This window comes from Hallerella porci (assembly GCF_003148885.1).
GTDB classification, from domain to species: domain Bacteria; phylum Fibrobacterota; class Fibrobacteria; order Fibrobacterales; family Fibrobacteraceae; genus Hallerella; species Hallerella porci.
In genome coordinates, this window is the sequence record NZ_QGHD01000020.1 from 1 (window position 1) to 17,113 (window position 17,113).

The following is a 17,113-nucleotide window of genomic DNA, read 5'->3' on the forward strand; positions in this document are numbered from 1 at the left end:
ATCATCCGAATCCTTTTGCGAACTGCTAGAGTTCTATGTAATTTCGGATGTACTTGAATCTTCTGCTGCTGCAGAACTTCCACTGTCGTCACAAGAACAAAATAAAGAGGCTAAAACGAAGAGTGAAATTTTAGTTAGATGTTTCATTGGTTTATCTCCTTTAAAATCTTACTGACTTTTTGATTGAGTTCTTTGACAGCTTCATTGCTTATTTGGCTTTGCAGGTATCGAGACCAGCCGACAACGCGAGTGCCCTTGTATGTTCCAAAGTAGAGAGTCGCTTTCTTACCATCTCTCTTTAGCACAATTTCTTTTTCATCTAGAGGAGATATTTTTTCAATAAAAGAATTGACGACCGTTTGGCCATTCAAGAAAATGATATTGAACTTTTTCTGATCTAGCAGCTCCTTAAGAAATGGACTGCAAATTTTCAAAAGTTCCTTTTGAATAGGCTTGCATTCACTCCACTTTTTTTCCGTTGCCCATTGAACTAAGTCAAGGTGCACTAAAGTGCTGTCGTAGTACGATAATTCAGAATCTATATCCTGAATAAAGCGGTTGATTTTGTTGAACCAACGTTTGTACGGATTATTCTGAAAATAATTTAAGCAAGCAGCATACACCTTTTGCGCATCATCTGTGCTTAACTCTTCATCATCACGCTTGTCGAGTGACTTGCGAGAGCATAGGCGCGCCTTGTTATCGCTTAGAATATCGCCTTTGCTGTCACGAAATTCGTTGAAACTTGGATTGATTGAAATCGTACATGCATTGGCTTTTTCAATGTTGCCAAAGAAAGGCACGAATGTGGATTGTTTTAAGATGCCCAAACCAGCTGGAATAGGCTGACCAGCTACCTTAAGTAAACTTTTGTTTACACGAAGGGGGGGGGGGGGGTAATTTTTAACTTTTCATTCATATGTTTGAAATATAATTATTTTTTTACAAGTCTGCAAGTTTCTTCATTCTCAATAATTTAAGGAACGCCTTATTTCGCTACGGTGTCATTCTGAGTGAAGAGCGATGCTCGAAACGAAGAATCTAGCATCATGCCGAAGGCACGCATTTTTTAAATTACTAATTTCCATCCGACCGCAAAGCGGGCTAGACATTTTGCAATGCAAAATGTCTACTTATTTCTAATTTTTCCCGCTGTCACTTTTTGTCATCCGCTTTTTATTATATTCTGTCTAAACAATTTTAAGCCTCACTGTTTTTAGCATGTCGGTGAGGAAGGAGTGAAAATGAGATGATTTTCTTGAACATCTTGACAATTTGTAACCAATTAGCTACATTATGGGAGGGTAGATGATTACCGTTTATAAGACGGAATATTTTACCCGCTGGTTTAATCGATTGCGTGATGCTAGAGCGCGAGCAAAGATTGCAATGCGGATTCTGCAAACGGAATGCGGAAATTTTGGAGATTCAAAATCTGTTGGCGACGGCGTGCTTGAAATGCGAATTGATTATGCTCGAGAAAATAATGAAGTCGTTATTTTGCTTGCAGGTGGAGACAAGTCCACTCAGCAAAAAGATATTGCCAAGGCGAAGGAAATAAAAAATGAAAAAGAAAAAAGTTGAGATTACAAAATTAGATGTTGCAGATCTTCTCCAATCAGAAGACGATGTTCGTTGTTTTCTGCAAGAAGCACTCAATGAAAACGATGCGGAATTGTGGCAAAAGGCAATAGGATATGCAGCTCGATCTGCGGGCATGGCAAAAATTGCAGATGCGGCAGGGCTCAACCGAGAAAGCCTTTACAAATCGCTTAAAGAAGGTGCCCACCCTCGTTTTGACACGATTATGAAAGTTCTTAACGCCATGCAATTAAAACTTTGTATAATGCCTATTACGAAGATGAACTTTTCCTAAGGCTGTTGACTGTATGACGGATTTATTATACGAAAAAGAAACAGCCTTCCGCAAGGGAGAAAAAGCTGGAATTGCGAGAGGAGCTGCTGCAGGAGCTTTGAACAAAGCTCGCAAAATGGCAAAAAACTTGCTTAAACTCAAAAAACTGTCTATTTCTGAGATTGCAGTGGTTTCAGGTCTTTCGGAAGCAGAAATTCGCAAGCTGTAAATTTGACACGCAATTCCGCAAGCAAAAAAAAGTAGTCCTCCGACTACTCTTTCGTCCAATTTTCCTTTTCTATTCCGAAATTTTGTGATTTTCACAATTTTTCGGTCTTGATTCACGCACCAAGTTCTAGATTCTTCACTGTGAACATTCCGCGCTTCGCAAGAAGAATTTTACTTTTTCTTTTTCGCGCGTTCGGCGTTGCGCGGAAGGCCTAATAATTCAAAGGCATTTGCGCTGCGGAGAAAGCAATCTTTGGCGATTGCAGAATCCGATGAATTGAGACCGCGATAATAGAGAATTGTCGCCGACATAAATGGGCGATTCGCGCGGATGGAATAATTTAAAGCGACGCCATAAAGCGAATCGGCGATGGACTCGTGCAATAAAGAATTGACGCGGGCAGATGCAAATGCAAATTTTCCGGGAGCGTCTCCGTCGAAAGCATCGTCGGCGTCTTCTAAATATTTTTTTGCCGAAGTTGCATTTCCTTTTTGAGCAAAGGCAATCGCTGCTGCACTTAAAATGCCACCGCGAATTCCGTCGGGAATTTCATCTAAAAATTTTTCGGAAAGCGAATGTTTAATGTTGATTACTTTATCCACATTTTTCTTTTCTAAATACAATTCCATCCACGCAAGGTAATAAGCGCCGAGAGTATTCGTATCCAATTCCACTTTGCGCACTTGCTTTAACAAATCTTCGGCAAATTGCAAATCCAAACTTTGAATGCGGAGAGTCGCCATCGAAACGAGAATACGCCCTTCGGCAGAAATGTCCGATTCTTTTCGCGATGAAAGAAGTGCTCGTTCGTAGAGGCCGTAAGCCTTTGCAAATTTTCCTGCTTGCACCGATTTGTCTGCGCGATACGCCAAATCCCCCGACTCGGAATCGGCGAATAAAAATGCGCACAAAATAAGCACACAAAAAATGCAGCGACGCATTACCATGCATCCTCCGCGACAAACGGAACCGAATCGCGTTTCGGAATCGAGCGGCGAATAATCCACATATTCGATGCACCTTCAATTAAATTGTCTGCGCTGTGGAGAGTTTCTTCGCCGCGGGTCACGAGATCGTTGACGCCGCCCACCATGCGTCCGAGCGAATCCACCGTTCCATTCAAACGTCCGAAGACATCGTCGATGGAATTAAACAAATTGTTGACTTTTTGCGGCGTTCCTTCCAACGCATCGGTCATCGTGAAAAGTTTCTGCGTGAGCGTATCGGTGCGGTAAAGAATTCGCGGCACTTCTCCGCTGAGCACATCCAAAAGTTTCACGCCTTCATACGAGAAATGATCCAAGCGATCGAGCTGCGTATTCAATTTTTCGTAAACGAGTTTCGATCCGAGAAGCGCGCCGATTGTCGTATTCGTATCCATCGTGAGGGCGACGAGAGTATCTGCGGCATCGATTAAAACCGTCACACGTTCGAGGACTTCATTTAATGTTTCGAGAACGGTTTCAATGTCTTGCGCTTTTCCGGCGACAATCATATCACCATCATCGAGGATGCGGCCTTCGCCTTTGCTCACATCGATGTTGATGACGCGTTCTGAAATCACATTCTGATCGCGGATTGCAAAAATCATTGCGCGGTCAGTAATCCACGGTTGAAATTCTCGTTTGAGAGTAAATTCCATCCGCACTTTTCCCGATGCGTCAATTTTTAAATCGGAAACGTGACCGACCCGCACGCCGTTAATTTGTACTTCGGTTCCCGGGTGCAGACCTTGCGCTTTATCAAAGTAACTGTAAAGTTTATATTCTTCGACGCCGATGACACCGACCGAAGTTAAGCGCGCGTATAAAACGAACAAGAAGACCATCAAAGTAAATGTGAGAAACACGCCGACCAAAAGGCCAGAGAGATCCATCCAATTTATCTTTCGCACCGGTTTCAGCAACCAGTCATCTCCTTATTCTGAAACAAATCTGAGGTTCTTTCAAAAAATAAATTTTTCATTCGCCGTCCGAAATCCTTTACAAAAAATCGCGCAAATTGCGGAACATTTCGTGCGCAATCGGAATATCCGAACGAATCCATTGTTCAAATTTATAACGCTCGGAAAGTTTCTTGTTTTCTAAGAAGCAAAGATCGGCGCCGAGCTCTTTGGAAATTAACAAATCGTGAGTGACCAAAATCAGCGACGTTTTAAAAAGCGCTTGCATATTATCGATCAAAGGAATCAGCATGTTGCGGTTATAATTATCGAGACCTGCCGTCGGTTCATCCATTAAAAGAAGCCGCGGGTCCATCGCCCACGCCCGCGCAATTGCGACACGTTTTGCAACTCCCGAACTCAGCAAATGCGGAAATTTATCTTGCACGCTGCGGACGCGCATCAAATCCAAAGCCATATTCACACGACTTTCAATTTCTTCGTCCGTTCCGCGATGATGATAATATAAAGGCATTGCAATGTTATTGCGCACGGTTAAATTCGAAATGAGCGCACCATTTTGAAAGATGAGTTCGACGCCGCGCTTCGCTACTTCGAGCGCTGTATGCTGCGACTTCGGGAGATGCTCTCCGAAATAATAAAGTGCGCCCGCATTCGGCACATCCAATCCTGCGATAATGCGAAGGAGCAAACTTTTTCCTTGGCCCGATGCGCCTGCGATGCAAAGAGTTTCACCGCGTCCTAATTTCAAATTCAAATCGCGCAAAACATCATCGTTATCGCCGGGATAACGGAATCGCAAATTTTCAATGCGCAACGCTTCGCCTTGATTTTCCATTAAATAATCCTCGACATTTGCGTGGCATAATCGAAAATGTAAAAGAAGGAAAAGAGCACATCCAAAACGATGACATACAAGAAAGAATAAATCACCGAGCGCGATGTCGCCTTTGGCACTTGACGAATGTCGCGACGAATCGTGAGTCCGCGATAACAAGCGTTGATGAAAATAAATATGCCAAAGAAAATCGGTTTAATCACAGCAAGTGCAAAATCGGTAACGGTTAATGACGCGAGAATAGACGCCGAAAGAAAATGCCACGAGAGATTTAAATTCAAAGATTCGCCCGAGACGGCGATTAAAAATTTGGTGATTAAAAAGCCCGCGCTAATTCCGCAGACAGAAAACAGAACCGTTGCGATGAGCATCGAAATGACGCCGCCGATTAAAGCGGGCATTACCAAATAGCGCACCGGATTTACGCCGAGAGTTGCAAGCGCATCCACTTCGGAGTTAATGGACATTGTCCCAATCATCGTCGTGAGCGCAGAACCGCTACGGCCTGCAATTAAAAAAGCCGTCAAAATGGGACCGACTTCGCGGATAATGACCGCGACCATTAAGCCGCCGAATGAATTCGAAAATCCGACGCGAGGCATCACCGTGAGCGCTTCGACAATCGTCACCGTTCCGGCAAGTGCTGCGACCACAAAAAGCACGGGGAAAACTTCGACCGCTGTAAAATAAATTTGCTGAATAATACTTTGCATGTCGCGTTTAAAATTGCGACCTTCTGCAAAAATCGAATGAATCGTTTGAAAAAATAAAAGCAGTTGGCAACCGAAAACCGTTGACAAAAATCGTCGCCCGATTTTATTGAACACCGAGCCGAAAAAAGTCCAGTCATCCAGTGTTCTGTGAATTTTCATTTTGCCTCAACCGCAACCGTCGAAAGAATTTCTTGCCAAATTTCTTCCATGCCGACTTTTTTGAGCACGCTTAAACGCAGCGGTTTCACATCGTTCCCGAGAATTTTTTGAATCGCGTTGCGCGTCTTCGCTTGTTCGGATTGATTCGCTTTATCGCATTTGCTCATCACCGGGAGAATGGGACAGCCCGCCGCGCGGACATTTTCAATTGTTTCCACATCGATGGGTTGTAATCCCACTTTCGAATCGATGAGATAAATGATGCCGCGAAGATTTTTGGATTTTTCCACATAAGCGCGGATGCCATTTTCCATTTCACTCATCTTGTTAAAATCGACGCCGGCGAATCCAACTCCCGGAAGATCGACTAAATAAAACGCTTGATTGATTTTAAAGAAATTGATTTCCCGAGTTTTTCCCGGCTTTGAACTAATGCGGACGAGTTTTTTCTTGCCCGAGAGCGCATTTAAAAGCGAAGATTTTCCCGCGTTCGATCGCCCGAGAAAGGCAACTTGCGGAAGTCCATCATCCGGAATCTGCGAAAGTTTTGTCGCAGCGGTCGTAAATTCAGCGGTGATATTCATCATCGTTTCGTTCATATTCCAGTCCTCGATTCAAATGCACGCAAGACGGTGACTTCATCAATATATTCTAATTCGCTGCCCATCGGAATGCCGCGGGCAAGACTTGTGCGCTTTACAGGAAGATGCGCGAGTAATTTATCGATTAAAAGAATTGTCGAATCCGCTTCGGGGCTAGATCCTAACGCAAAAATAATTTCTTCAATTTTTTCATCTTGAATGCGTTGAATTAACTGCGGAATATGCAAATGCTCGGGCCCAATTCCATCAAGTGGCGAAAGGACACCGCCGAGAACGAAATAAAGTCCGTGATAAATTCCCGCATTTTCAAACGGTAAAATATCCGAAAATTTTTCGACAACGCAAATACTTTTTGAACCGGCGCGCGCTTTGCAAAGCGGACACGGATCTTCTTCGGCAAAAGAATGACACAGGCTGCAGCGTTTTACTTTTTCGCAAGCTTCGGCGATGGCTTGCGTGAGCGAGTCTGTATTTTCACGCGGACGATTTAATACAAAATAAGCAAGACGTCGCGCAGTTTTTTTTCCAATTCCCGGAAGCGACGCAAATTCCCGCACCAATTTTTCGAGGCTTGGCGGCTCAACCATGGCTGTTTCCGTAAGCAGCGTTTAACGCTTTTACCAAATTTTCATTCGAAAGCGAAAGGCGTTTCATCAAAGTGCCGACGCGTTCTTGGCGGTCATTTTCTACCGCTTCGGCGAGCGCTAAAAGAGTTCCCAATTTTCCCGAACCGTGGAGAAGCGCTTGCGTTATTTCTTTATCGACTTTTAAATCTTCCAAAATCGTGGGCATCGGCGCTTTGACAAGGGCGTCCATGCGGCTGATAATCGCGGTGATAAATGCCTGCGCCGAAAGAGGACCTTCGGCGTCAATATCTTCGGCGAGAGCTTCGACGAAACAAGCCCGCTGCGATACATTTTGAAAGAGTGCAGTCCCTTGCGCGCGTCCACCCATTTCGGGTTGCGCATAAAGTAAAAGCATTAACCAATCGCGAATTTGCGGAATGCCTAACCACGCAATCGCATCTTGAACGGTTTCGATCGGGCGACGGCGATAGGACTTTTGCGAATTGGCGTATTGCACCAAACTTTTCGAAAGCGCTTCTTGTTCGGAAAAAACTTTTTCGATATCGGTAAACGAAGGTTCGCCGCGCAAAAATTGAAGCAAATGCAAAATGAAAGCGAGCGAGCCATCGATGCGTTTTCCGCGGACGATTTCCGGCTGCGCAAAAAAGAATCCTTGGAACAAATCGTAGCCTTCGCTCAATCGTTCTTTGAATTCTTCTTCGGTTTCCACTTTTTCGGCAAGTAACATCATTCCGCGTTCTTTAAAATACGGAACAGCAGCCTTTAACGCTTCCGGAGAATTTTCGATTAAATCGAGTTTCACATATTTGATATACGGGAAAAATTCTTCTAAGCGTTTGAGATTTTCTGGTTCAAAGACGACATCGTCGAGCGCAAATTCAAATCCGCGGGCGTGATATTTTTTGACAATTTCAACGATGTCTTTTTCAGCAGAAACCGATTCCAAAATTTCTAAGACGAAACGGTCTGAATCCAGCGGACCAAAGATGCCGTCTAAAAGCATTTGACGGCTGCAGTTGATAAACGCTTTGTGATTTCCTACGAGTCTTGCAAGCCCGATATTGTTCAGCACATTTTCAAGAACTTGCGCCGTTTCACGGACACCGTTGTGGATTACCGCACGATTATCCGGAGAATCGCGGAACAAAAGTTCATAAGCAAAAATGCCTTGGTGCGAATCTAAAATCGGTTGGCGCGCCAAGTACGCAGGAGATTCTACTGGATTCATTCCGAGCCTTAAATTCTCGCGGACTTGATGGCGAAGAGAAGAATGCTGCGTGCGCCCGCATCCCAAAGCTTATCCATAATGGCGTTCGCTTCTTCTTGCGGAACCATCGCTTTGACCGCATACCAATCGCGACCATGCAATTTGGAAATCGTCGGCGCATCCAAACCCGGAGTGAGTTTGCACGCTTTGTCCAAAATATCCGCAGGGCAATCGTACTCGATCATCATGTAATTTTTGGCGACGAGCTTGCCTTCGATGCGGCGAATGAGCGTGTGAACTTCTTCTAAATCTTGTTTCTGCGGATGGCAGAATAAAGCCGCGTTACTGCGGAAGAGCGGTTCCCCAACAATGCGAAGTCCCGCTTGTTTTAAAGTCGTTCCCGTTTCGACGACATCGACAATCGCATCGGCAACTCCTAAGCTCACCGAAATTTCGACAGCGCCTTCTAGCACGACGAAATTCATGTCTTTTTTGTAGTAGCCGCTCACGATATTCGGGAAACTCGTCGCAATCGTCGAATTTTTGAGTTCGTCCAAAGATTGCACCGGACTTTCGTTCGGAACTGCAGCGCACATTTTCGAAGCGCCAAACGGCAAATCCAAAACTTTTACCGCAGGACTTTTTGCTTCGGCGTTAAAATCAATTCCGGTAATTCCCGCATCGATAATGCCGCGGCCGACATACATCGGAATATCGCTCGGACGCAAGAAGAAAAATTCAATATCATTCTTCGCATCGATTTGCGTCAAAGTCTTGTAAGGCTTCGAAGCCTTGTAACCGCATTCTTTTAAAAGCTCTTGAGTCGGGTCAAAGAGCATTCCTTTATTGGGAAGAGCGACTTTAATCATAATTTCGCGTAAACCTCTTCGAGCTTAATTCCTTTTTCTGCCATCATCACGGCGACATAATAAAGCACTTGCGAAAGTTCTAAGCACTGCGCATCGTGCGATTCAAACCGAGCCGCCATCCAAGATTCGGCAGCTTCTTCGACAAGCTTTTTACCGATTCCATGCGGACCTTTCTTGAAAAGTTCGGTGGTTCCCTTTCCTTCCGGCATATCCTTTTTGCGCTGGCAGGCAAGAGCGTACATTTCTTCAAAAGTCATAAAAACCTCGATTTTGAATTTTGCCCAAATGTAGAAAATTTGCCCCCAAAAATTTTTCCGCAGAAATCGGAAAACGAAAACTATCTCGATTTTCCGACCCGATTGCCGTAAGCATCGTAATAATCGACGGAGCCGTCGGAATTTACCCGCGATTTGCCCACATAATTGCCGTGATCATTATAATACTGCGTCGTATTTCCGCGTTCTTCAGAACGTCCCGTTTTATTGCCGTGATCGTCATAAAAATCCGCAGCAAAAATCAAGCTCACAAAAATGAAAATAAGCGAAAAAAATTTTCATAAGAATAATTTAGAAAATTGACAATGCATTAATTTCTCTTTTATTTCATCGCTTTGAAAATTCCTTTTTCCAAATCCAAATAACCGCGGTGATGTTCCATGAGAGCGCAGCCTAAAATTCCGTGAATTGTATTTTCGGAAATCGCATTGGCTTTGGCGATTTTCTGTTTTACTTCTTCGGATAAAACGCTGTAACGAATGGGAAAAGTAAAGCCGCCGACTTCGGAAAGTGCGCGTAAAATGGGCGCCGTATTGTAGCCGACGAAAACGTGAAAATCGGTGCGATTTCCTTTGCGCACGCAAGCGTCGAGCCAAAGACTTTCGGCAAAAGAAGTCGTCACTCCCGAATCTAAAATCATTTTGCGCGGAACGCCGTTGACTTTGATCGATACGATAATGCAGCCGTCAATTCTTTCCATCGGAATCGTATGCCAATCGGGAGAAAGCGAAATTTCTTCGGTGTCAAATTGAATGCGTCCTGCGGATTCATCGACGATGAATTTAAATCGTTCAAGTCCATCGAGCCCGAGAATTGTCGTGACCGAAACGCCGACATGTTTAGAAATAAGTTCCAAATCGATGCCGCGATTTTTGAGTTCATTCGCTTGGAATGAAATCGGAATTTCCGTTCCGCAAATTTGAAGCGGTTCATCGGAAACGCTAAACGAATGCACCGATCCTGTATCGACGAGAATCGTGTGATTGTCCTTTTGAAAAAGGATGAATCCATTTGTATCGGGCAAAAGCTTATAAATTTCCATGATGAACCTCCGCAAAAGTTAGTCATCTTCTTATGAATAAGCATATATTCATTTTGACAAAAAAGAACAAAGCGCCACAAAATTTTGCAATTTCGTGACACTTTTTTCGCTTTCAAATGGATGAATTGAATTTTATTTTCCGTTAAATTTTTCCATGCATTTTTTAATGCCGAATTTAAAATAACATTCGACTAATGCGGGAACTTTTGCGATGGCATTTTCAAAAGCTTCGCGGTCTTCGGGCGGAAATTTTGAAAGCACCCAATTTGCCAAATCCCATTTCGGCGGGCATTTTCCGACGCCGAAACGCACCCGCGGAAATTTATCGCCGATGTGTTCGATGATATTGCGCAGACCATTTTGTCCGCCGTGACTGCCGCTCGCGCGAACGCGAATGCGCCCCACATCTAAATTGATATCGTCCGAAAAAACGAGAAGATGATCCGCTTTGACTTTGTACCAAGTCATGAGCGCTTGCACCGCTTCGCCCGAGAGATTCATAAACGTCTGCGGCTTTGCGAGAAGAACTTCTTCGCCGGCGACGGACACTTTTTGCGTGAGCGCTTTGTGTTCGGATTTCCATTCGCGGTTTGCGTCCGCTAATTTTTCAACTGCAGCAAATCCTGCGTTGTGATGCGTGTTCGCATATTGCGTTCCCGGATTTCCAAGTCCAACGATTAAATACATAAATTCCTCAACGATGAATCGGTTTGTGCGTTTCGCTTGCAGTCATTTCCATTTCGCGGAAAAATTTTAAGCTATCAAATTTTTCTTTTAAAAGTTGAATGGCTGCGCCTATCATATACAGCGAACCGGTGATGAGAACGGGTGAATTCGCTTCGGTTTGAACCGCCTGCAAAAATTCTTCTGACATCGGTGCCGACGTGCCAACTTGACAACCGAGCGATTTTAATTCCTGAGAAACTTCGTCAATTTCGCGGAAGCGTTCGTAGGGCGTCCGCGTCACATGCCACACCGAAATATGCGGCGCCATCATCGGAATCATTTCTTCAATAGCTTTGTCTTTGAGCGCGCCAAAAATACAATGAAATTTTTGATTCGGATAATCGGATTCTAATGTTTCGGCTAAGCGTTTCACCGCATGCGGATTATGAGCGCCGTCTAAAAGCCAGCAGAATTTTCCGTTCGCATCGATTAACTTTTGCATGCGCCCGAGCCACTGCGCATTTTTTAACGCATTGCGCGCGGTCGTTTCGGAAAATTTTTCGCCGAGAAATTTTTCTGCAGCGGCAAAAGAAAGCGAAGCATTTTCGATGTAATGATGTCCCGCATTCAAAAGTTTTAAATCTTCGAGAATTTCCGGTTGGACAATTTTTGCGGGAATTGCGCGGACAAATTCTTCGGCATCGCGGACAAGTTCATTTGAAATGCCGCCGACAAACATCGTCGCCTGCGGAGAAAGAATTCCCAATTTTTCGTGCAAAATCGCAGACTCGGTTTTTCCCAAAAGTTCGGTATGCTCAAGCCCGATGCTCGTGAGAATTGCGAAATTTCCTCGCGCTGTCCGCGTGGAATCTAAACGTCCGCCGAGTCCTGCTTCAACAACTGCAGCGCCGACTTTTTCTTCGGCAAAATACAAGAAGCAAACTAAAGTCACCACTTCGAAAAAAGAGATGAACGTGTGCGTTTTTTCGGAAGCTGCTTTGACTTGCAAAAGCAAGCGATTAAAATTTTCTTCGGAAATCGGAATGTCGTCAATGCGGATGCGTTCCCGCACGTTCACCAAATGCGGGCTCGTGTAAAGCCCCGCGGAAATTCCGTGCGCTGTTAAAATTTTGGAAAGATAATAAGCGGTAGAACCTTTGCCGTCTGTGCCGACGACATGAATCGTTTGAAAATTTTTCTCAGGATGCTGAAACACTTCTAAAAGGCGTTCCATATTTTTTAAATCTCCCGTCATCCCAAGCGGAGCGAGAGAATGCAAATAATCTAATCCAGCGTGATTCATAGTTTATAAATTAGCTAAATTCGATTTTACTATGAGCGAAGAAGCTTTAGAAAAAGCGTGGAGTAATCACTCCATTTTGTGGAAAGAAAATGTTTGGGTTTATCCCGTCATTAGCCGCCGCGCAGGCGGAATTTCTATCGGCATCAATTTAAATCCCGATAAGCACTGCACATTTGACTGCGCTTATTGTCAAGTGGAACGCAGCGTTCCCGGGCTTTCTTTAAAAAACGATGTTATCGAAATCGAGAAAGAACTCGATAAAATTATTTCTGCTTACGAGAAAAATGGACTCGCTGATTTTGTTTCTTTTCAAAATGTCGAAGCCGAAAAAAGAATGATTAAAGACATTTGCATTTCGGGCGATGGCGAAAGTACAATGTCTCCGATTTTTCCGCAAGTTTGTGCGATGATGCGCCGCAAGCAAGACGAACTTTCCCAGTATCCACTACAGCTTACGCTCATTACAAACGCAACTCTTTTGGACCGCGAAAATGTGCGAAAAGGGCTGAAAATTTTAACGGAAAAACGCGGCGAAATTTGGGCAAAGCTCGATGCGGGCACAGAAAATTGGTATAAAAAAATTGACCGTTCTCGCATTCCACTTGAAAAAGTCGAGCAAAATATCGAAGGCGCAATTCGCGATTTTCCGCTGCGCATTCAGACGATGCTTTGTCAAGTGCAAGGCGAATTTCCGAGCGATGAAGAAATTCAATTTTATATTCAGCGGCTGCAGAAAATTTATGCGATTTGCCCGCAGAATTTTTTGGGAGTGCAACTTTACGGCGTCGTGCGCCACACGGCAATTCCCGATGTACTTCCGCTCAAAAAAGAATTTTTTCAAAATGTCGCCGAAAAAATTCACGCGGTGCTTCCCGTTTCTGTGCAAATTTTTTAAGGCAAATTTTTATCGTAATTTTTTGAATTTGTTAATGCAAAAACGCAGCACGAAGCGCTGCGTTTGCGGTTTATCTTTTGCGAAAAGCAGAAAATTTTTGAACTAATTGACGCATTGCGTAGCGATTTTATTGGATGCGTCAAATGTAAACGAGCAAAGCGTTTGAGAATCGATGACAACCTTATATTGTCCTGCGGAAAATTCCGAAGTGGCCGCAAAAATCGATTGAATATTTTTTTCTGCGGTCGCCGTCAAAATAACGGTTCCTTCCTCATTTTGAATGGAAACTTCTGCGCCTTTTTTCACTTCTTCAGAAAGATTCAAAACGGCGGTAAAAATTTCTGCAGACTTCGGAATCATCGTTGAATCAAAGCCGCCGCCGAGACCAAACCAACGACCTTCGGAAATGGTAAAATTCTCCGAGCCGATGAACGGTTTTGAACTTTTTGTAATTTCTGCGCTGCCGTTTACAAGCATTAAATTTTTGCTTGCATTAAAAGCTTCGTCGCCCGATTCAATGGAATAATCGCCTTCAAAAATTTGAACGGTTTCGGCGTGGAATGCGTCGCCGTTTTTCGTGCGAATTTCAAAAGTTCCGTTTCCGATAGAATCGAGATTGGTCGCTTTCACGCCGGCGTTTCCGACATCCATTTTGAATTTTCCCGTGCTGATAGCGATGCGTCCTTTTTCCAAATTGCCAACCTTATCCGAAGAAATTCCCGAGCCATCGCCCGTGCGCAAGTAATATTCGCCGCCCTCTTTAATGCGGACCGAACCTTTTCCTTTTAATGCATTATTCACCGCGTTCACATAAATTTTCGGTGAGTCTTTAATCACCAAATCCGCTTTCGTGTGAATGCCGTTGTTGTAATTTCCCGTCACATAAAGAGTGCCGTTTCCGCCGATGGTCATATCTTCACGCGAATAAAGACAAGCTTTCGGAACCGAATCCGCTTCGGTGTAAGTGCCCACATTCATAAATTCATAATGGCGCGAGTCCGAAAGAACATTCACCGAGCCTTCGACAAGTTCCAATTTGACTTTATCGCCTTCGACAAAGAAAATCGGCGCATTTTTAGAATTGTGAATTTGAACGCCGTTCAAAACCAATTCGACTTTTGCCGTTTTGATGACGTTGATTAAAATTTGTCCATCGGAAAGATTTCCGCTGAGCACATACAAACCACCGCTTCCGATAAGCAGTTGATTTCCCGAAACGGAAACCGATTTTGTGCCCGCATTCGTGACAGAAATATTTTCATCTTGAAGCGAAACCATTACCGCAGAATCCGGCGCTGTATAAGTTCCCGATTTCGGAGCGGGAACATCCCACGTAAGCCAAGTACTTGTGCTAAGCGTATCGGTATCCGCATTTTCGTTGTCCGAAGGATCGTCTTTTTCCGGATTTTCTACCGAAGAATTGGAAGATTCCACCGAAGGATTTTCGGTGAAACTCGACGACGATTCTTGAGATTGAGAAGAGCTGCTCAATTCTTCTGCGGGAGCCGTTGACGAAGAATCCGAAGAGCAAGCGAAAAATGTAAACGCAGCCGCTGCGCAAGTCCATTTCCAAAAATTCTGTTTCATAAAGCCTCGGGGCAAAATTTTCGCCTATAATATAATTTCGAATTGGACGAAAAATAAAAGAGTTAAAATCAATTAACAAAAGACGAAAAACGCCCCGAATTTCGGGGCGTCCAAGCCATTTATTTGTAATAATATTGCATTCCATTCGGGAAAGTAATTGAATTCATTCCCGAAACATCGACGGTTGAAACCGATGCGACATCGCCGCCGTAAATAATCATGCTTCCAGAACCTTGCGGCTTAAACGCTGCATTTGCTGAACCATAATAATTGGCGTTCGTGTAAGAAGTCGAAGAGCAACTCGGATAGCTTTCGGTTTGACTGCCGAAGCCGAGAAGAACACCGCCCGAAATCGTGAAGCCGTCATCGGTATCGATTAAACCACCCGATTGATTCGTAGAACAGCCGCTTCCGCCGCCCATGCCGCCGCCATTACTCGAAGGAATTTCGAGAATCAAAACGCCGCCGGTTTGCGTTGCAGTTCCGTTTGCATCCAAGACGTCGATGTCATTGCCCGATGCGCTCACATAATGATAGCCGCCGCGGATATAAGCGTAGCAGTGAGACGAAGATTGCGGGCCTCCGCCCATGCCGCCCCAGCCGCCCATGCTACCCGAAGATCCACTCGAGCCGACAGCAGTTCCGCCCGCAGCATTCCAACCGTCATCGGTTGCGTATGTCGAAGTAACGCCGCCGTCAAAATACATGAACCAAGCTTCCATGCCTTCTACCGCTTTCACAATGTTAATTGAACCGTCGTTGACATGTAACGCAGAGTCTGCGTGAATGCCGTCATCGCCCGCGGTCACAGTCGTTTCGCCACCGTTAAAGAGAATGCTTCCGTTCGAATGAATGCCGTCATCGCCTGCGGTCACGGTAACTTTGCCCGCTAAAATATTCACGAGAGAATCCGAGACAATGCCTTTGCCCGCGTTAGCGGTAATCGTCATCGTCGGGCTGCTCACACTGTCCGCAATCACAATGAAATTGGACGCTTCAACGCCATCATCTTTCGCGGTAATCGAGAAAGTTCCGCCGGTAATCACAATGCGACCTTTTCCACTCGCCAATTTTTCTGCGTCGTCTTCGTCGGATTTAATGCCATCGCCCAAAGTCGATGTTAACGTAATATTTCCGCCTTCAATTTCTACGGAACGTTTTCCTTTGAGCGCGTTTTTCTTTGCGGTGACAGAAAGCGTCGGCGCATCTTTGATTTTCAAATCTTTCGTCGTGTGAATGCCGTTTCCGCAAAGACTCGTATCGGCGCAAGAAACATTCACCGTTAACGAACCATTGCCTTTTAATGTCAAATCTTTTTTGGAATAGACAACTGCTCGCGTCGTATCATTTTTCGTTTCGCCTTCATCGACGAAGCTCCAAACTTTATTGCGCGTTGCCGCGTCGCCGAGTTGATTCGTCGTGCCATCGACGGCGTAAAGGAAAACTTTGTTCGCGTTCTGCACGTAAATAGCAGCGTCATCGGGACTCGTTAACGATAATCCGTTCAAGTACAAATAAACTTTTGCGGTGGTATCGGCAGCGACTAAAATTTCATACGACGATGTACTGCCCGCTAAATAATAATTGCCGGCGCAGAGAATTTTCACCACCGTTCCTGCCGTATCCACGCATTGATTATTCTTTTCAATCGTGAGCGCAGATTCGTTAAAAGTTAAAATCGGATCATTTTCATTCGGGATAATCGCGACCGATGAAATGGGAATTATAAAATTACTCGACGAAGAAATTTCGGGAATCATGACGCTCGACGACGATTCATTTCCCGACGGAATCGCTTCGGAACTTGACGAAACAATCGCAGACAAATACGTTTTTTCGCAAGATGCATTTGCCAAATCGTAATAATACGAGCCCGCAGCATCGCTATAAAAATACCGCGTTCCAATGATCGAAAGCGGCGCTGAAGTTTCATTGCAGATAAATGAAGCTGCCGAAGAGCTCGACAAAGTCGGGTCCACAATTTCTCCGTTTGCACTCGACGAAGACGCCAAAACCTCGGGATATAAAACCGTTCCGTCCGCCAAGACAGAATATTCAATTGCACCAGAACTGTTCAAGCAATAAGTGTTGCCGAGTCCATCTTCGAATGCGGTAAATTCACCGCAAACCGAAGAAACCGGATTTACATCTGCACCGCTTTCTGTTCCGCTCGACGAATCGCTTCCGCAGCCAAAAAACGAAGCCGTACTCAAAAGCGAGAGTGCGAGAACGCTAACTTTCTCCAATTTTTTCATACCAAACTCCTTTGTTTCTTTCAAAATTAAACGCAGATTTATCTCTTTAGGCGTAAAATCGCATTTACAAACAAAACTTTTTGAAACCAAAAGTTTCACTTCAAATGGAATGGGAAAAATTTTCTCAA

General features: G+C 44.5%; 20 protein-coding genes. 4 read left to right on the forward strand and 16 right to left on the reverse strand.

The window, feature by feature from the left end; translation table 11 throughout:
* Positions 1 to 143 precede the first annotated feature (143 nt).
* Complete coding sequence (locus B0H50_RS09165; protein WP_106199097.1) at positions 144 to 830, reverse strand: hypothetical protein; 687 nt, start codon at positions 828 to 830, stop codon at positions 144 to 146.
* 478 nt (positions 831 to 1,308) lie between these two features.
* On the opposite strand from B0H50_RS09165, the gene B0H50_RS09170 reads away from it, so the two are divergent.
* From B0H50_RS09170 to B0H50_RS09180, 3 genes are read left to right on the forward strand one after another with little or no spacing between them, the layout of a single operon-like run.
* On the forward strand, positions 1,309 to 1,584 hold the full coding sequence (locus B0H50_RS09170) for a type II toxin-antitoxin system RelE/ParE family toxin (RefSeq protein ID WP_106199094.1): 276 nt from the start codon (positions 1,309 to 1,311) through the stop codon (positions 1,582 to 1,584).
* Positions 1,565 to 1,876 (forward strand): addiction module antidote protein, encoded by a 312-nt coding sequence (locus tag B0H50_RS09175; RefSeq protein ID WP_106199091.1) that lies wholly within the window; start codon positions 1,565 to 1,567, stop codon positions 1,874 to 1,876. The genes B0H50_RS09170 and B0H50_RS09175 overlap by 20 nt, the downstream gene beginning before the upstream one ends.
* Before the next feature lie 13 nt (positions 1,877 to 1,889).
* Positions 1,890 to 2,084 carry a hypothetical protein gene (locus tag B0H50_RS09180; protein ID WP_106199089.1) on the forward strand — a complete coding sequence of 65 codons (195 nt, stop codon included), beginning with the start codon at positions 1,890 to 1,892 and terminating at the stop codon, positions 2,082 to 2,084.
* A gap of 170 nt (positions 2,085 to 2,254) precedes the next feature.
* Here B0H50_RS09180 and B0H50_RS09185 read toward each other — a convergent pair whose 3' ends face one another.
* The 13 genes from B0H50_RS09185 to B0H50_RS09245 form a co-directional block, all read right to left on the reverse strand.
* A complete protein-coding gene (locus B0H50_RS09185; protein ID WP_146193727.1) occupies positions 2,255 to 3,025 on the reverse strand; it encodes a hypothetical protein in 771 nt (256 codons plus the stop codon).
* On the reverse strand, positions 3,025 to 3,960 hold the full coding sequence (locus B0H50_RS09190; protein WP_106199085.1) for an MlaD family protein: 936 nt from the start codon (positions 3,958 to 3,960) through the stop codon (positions 3,025 to 3,027). The genes B0H50_RS09185 and B0H50_RS09190 overlap by 1 nt, the downstream gene beginning before the upstream one ends.
* Positions 3,961 to 4,066: 106 nt before the next feature.
* Positions 4,067 to 4,825, reverse strand: coding sequence for an ABC transporter ATP-binding protein (locus tag B0H50_RS09195; RefSeq protein ID WP_109587600.1), 759 nt, complete (start codon positions 4,823 to 4,825; stop codon positions 4,067 to 4,069).
* Positions 4,825 to 5,697, reverse strand: coding sequence for an ABC transporter permease (locus B0H50_RS09200; protein WP_109587601.1), 873 nt, complete (start codon positions 5,695 to 5,697; stop codon positions 4,825 to 4,827). Before B0H50_RS09200 ends, B0H50_RS09195 begins: the two co-directional genes overlap by 1 nt.
* A complete protein-coding gene (yihA, locus tag B0H50_RS09205) occupies positions 5,694 to 6,296 on the reverse strand; it encodes a ribosome biogenesis GTP-binding protein YihA/YsxC (protein ID WP_106199081.1) in 603 nt (200 codons plus the stop codon). Before yihA ends, B0H50_RS09200 begins: the two co-directional genes overlap by 4 nt.
* Entirely contained in the window at positions 6,293 to 6,886 is a 594-nt protein-coding gene (recR, locus tag B0H50_RS09210; RefSeq protein ID WP_106199080.1) for a recombination mediator RecR, read from the reverse strand. Before recR ends, yihA begins: the two co-directional genes overlap by 4 nt.
* On the reverse strand, positions 6,879 to 8,114 hold the full coding sequence (locus B0H50_RS09215) for an EAL and HDOD domain-containing protein (protein ID WP_106199079.1): 1,236 nt from the start codon (positions 8,112 to 8,114) through the stop codon (positions 6,879 to 6,881). Before B0H50_RS09215 ends, recR begins: the two co-directional genes overlap by 8 nt.
* 8 nt (positions 8,115 to 8,122) lie before the next feature.
* Positions 8,123 to 8,962: an ATP phosphoribosyltransferase gene (gene hisG / locus B0H50_RS09220; RefSeq protein WP_106199078.1), complete on the reverse strand. Its 840-nt coding sequence runs from the start codon at positions 8,960 to 8,962 to the stop codon at positions 8,123 to 8,125.
* Complete coding sequence (hisE, locus tag B0H50_RS09225) at positions 8,959 to 9,219, reverse strand: phosphoribosyl-ATP diphosphatase (protein ID WP_106199077.1); 261 nt, start codon at positions 9,217 to 9,219, stop codon at positions 8,959 to 8,961. The genes hisG and hisE overlap by 4 nt, the downstream gene beginning before the upstream one ends.
* 80 nt (positions 9,220 to 9,299) lie before the next feature.
* Positions 9,300 to 9,488, reverse strand: coding sequence for a hypothetical protein (locus tag B0H50_RS09230; protein WP_109587602.1), 189 nt, complete (start codon positions 9,486 to 9,488; stop codon positions 9,300 to 9,302).
* 71 nt (positions 9,489 to 9,559) lie between these two features.
* A complete protein-coding gene (locus B0H50_RS09235) occupies positions 9,560 to 10,279 on the reverse strand; it encodes a hypothetical protein (protein ID WP_106199075.1) in 720 nt (239 codons plus the stop codon).
* 132 nt (positions 10,280 to 10,411) lie between these two features.
* A complete protein-coding gene (pth, locus tag B0H50_RS09240) occupies positions 10,412 to 10,966 on the reverse strand; it encodes an aminoacyl-tRNA hydrolase (RefSeq protein WP_106199074.1) in 555 nt (184 codons plus the stop codon).
* A gap of 7 nt (positions 10,967 to 10,973) precedes the next feature.
* The gene (locus B0H50_RS09245; protein WP_106199073.1) at positions 10,974 to 12,248 is read right to left on the reverse strand and encodes a bifunctional folylpolyglutamate synthase/dihydrofolate synthase; all 1,275 of its coding nucleotides are present in this window, start codon (positions 12,246 to 12,248) and stop codon (positions 10,974 to 10,976) included.
* Positions 12,249 to 12,279: 31 nt separating this feature from the next.
* Here B0H50_RS09245 and B0H50_RS09250 point away from each other — a divergent pair, with 31 nt between their 5' ends.
* Positions 12,280 to 13,143 carry a hypothetical protein gene (locus B0H50_RS09250; protein ID WP_109587603.1) on the forward strand — a complete coding sequence of 288 codons (864 nt, stop codon included), beginning with the start codon at positions 12,280 to 12,282 and terminating at the stop codon, positions 13,141 to 13,143.
* A 102-nt stretch (positions 13,144 to 13,245) separates the two neighbouring features.
* Here B0H50_RS09250 and B0H50_RS09255 read toward each other — a convergent pair whose 3' ends face one another.
* Both B0H50_RS09255 and B0H50_RS09260 read right to left on the reverse strand, forming a co-directional pair.
* Positions 13,246 to 14,730, reverse strand: coding sequence for a carbohydrate-binding domain-containing protein (locus B0H50_RS09255; protein WP_109587604.1), 1,485 nt, complete (start codon positions 14,728 to 14,730; stop codon positions 13,246 to 13,248).
* A 119-nt stretch (positions 14,731 to 14,849) separates the two neighbouring features.
* Positions 14,850 to 16,985 (reverse strand): carbohydrate-binding domain-containing protein, encoded by a 2,136-nt coding sequence (locus B0H50_RS09260; RefSeq protein WP_146193728.1) that lies wholly within the window; start codon positions 16,983 to 16,985, stop codon positions 14,850 to 14,852.
* Positions 16,986 to 17,113 lie beyond the last annotated feature (128 nt).

Coding starts and splice junctions, on each gene's coding strand:
- B0H50_RS09260 (WP_146193728.1), bottom strand. CDS start 16,985: ATGAAAAAATTGGAGAAAGTTAGCGTTCTCGCACTCTCGCTTTTGAGT.
- B0H50_RS09250 (WP_109587603.1), top strand. CDS start 12,280: ATGAGCGAAGAAGCTTTAGAAAAAGCGTGGAGTAATCACTCCATTTTG.
- B0H50_RS09180 (WP_106199089.1), top strand. CDS start 1,890: ATGACGGATTTATTATACGAAAAAGAAACAGCCTTCCGCAAGGGAGAA.
- pth (WP_106199074.1), bottom strand. CDS start 10,966: ATGTATTTAATCGTTGGACTTGGAAATCCGGGAACGCAATATGCGAAC.
- B0H50_RS09215 (WP_106199079.1), bottom strand. CDS start 8,114: ATGAATCCAGTAGAATCTCCTGCGTACTTGGCGCGCCAACCGATTTTA.
- yihA (WP_106199081.1), bottom strand. CDS start 6,296: ATGAACGAAACGATGATGAATATCACCGCTGAATTTACGACCGCTGCG.
- recR (WP_106199080.1), bottom strand. CDS start 6,886: ATGGTTGAGCCGCCAAGCCTCGAAAAATTGGTGCGGGAATTTGCGTCG.
- B0H50_RS09235 (WP_106199075.1), bottom strand. CDS start 10,279: ATGGAAATTTATAAGCTTTTGCCCGATACAAATGGATTCATCCTTTTT.
- B0H50_RS09200 (WP_109587601.1), bottom strand. CDS start 5,697: ATGAAAATTCACAGAACACTGGATGACTGGACTTTTTTCGGCTCGGTG.
- B0H50_RS09255 (WP_109587604.1), bottom strand. CDS start 14,730: ATGAAACAGAATTTTTGGAAATGGACTTGCGCAGCGGCTGCGTTTACA.
- B0H50_RS09175 (WP_106199091.1), top strand. CDS start 1,565: ATGAAAAAGAAAAAAGTTGAGATTACAAAATTAGATGTTGCAGATCTT.
- B0H50_RS09195 (WP_109587600.1), bottom strand. CDS start 4,825: ATGGAAAATCAAGGCGAAGCGTTGCGCATTGAAAATTTGCGATTCCGT.
- B0H50_RS09185 (WP_146193727.1), bottom strand. CDS start 3,025: ATGCGTCGCTGCATTTTTTGTGTGCTTATTTTGTGCGCATTTTTATTC.
- hisE (WP_106199077.1), bottom strand. CDS start 9,219: ATGACTTTTGAAGAAATGTACGCTCTTGCCTGCCAGCGCAAAAAGGAT.
- hisG (WP_106199078.1), bottom strand. CDS start 8,962: ATGATTAAAGTCGCTCTTCCCAATAAAGGAATGCTCTTTGACCCGACT.
- B0H50_RS09190 (WP_106199085.1), bottom strand. CDS start 3,960: ATGGATCTCTCTGGCCTTTTGGTCGGCGTGTTTCTCACATTTACTTTG.
- B0H50_RS09170 (WP_106199094.1), top strand. CDS start 1,309: ATGATTACCGTTTATAAGACGGAATATTTTACCCGCTGGTTTAATCGA.
- B0H50_RS09245 (WP_106199073.1), bottom strand. CDS start 12,248: ATGAATCACGCTGGATTAGATTATTTGCATTCTCTCGCTCCGCTTGGG.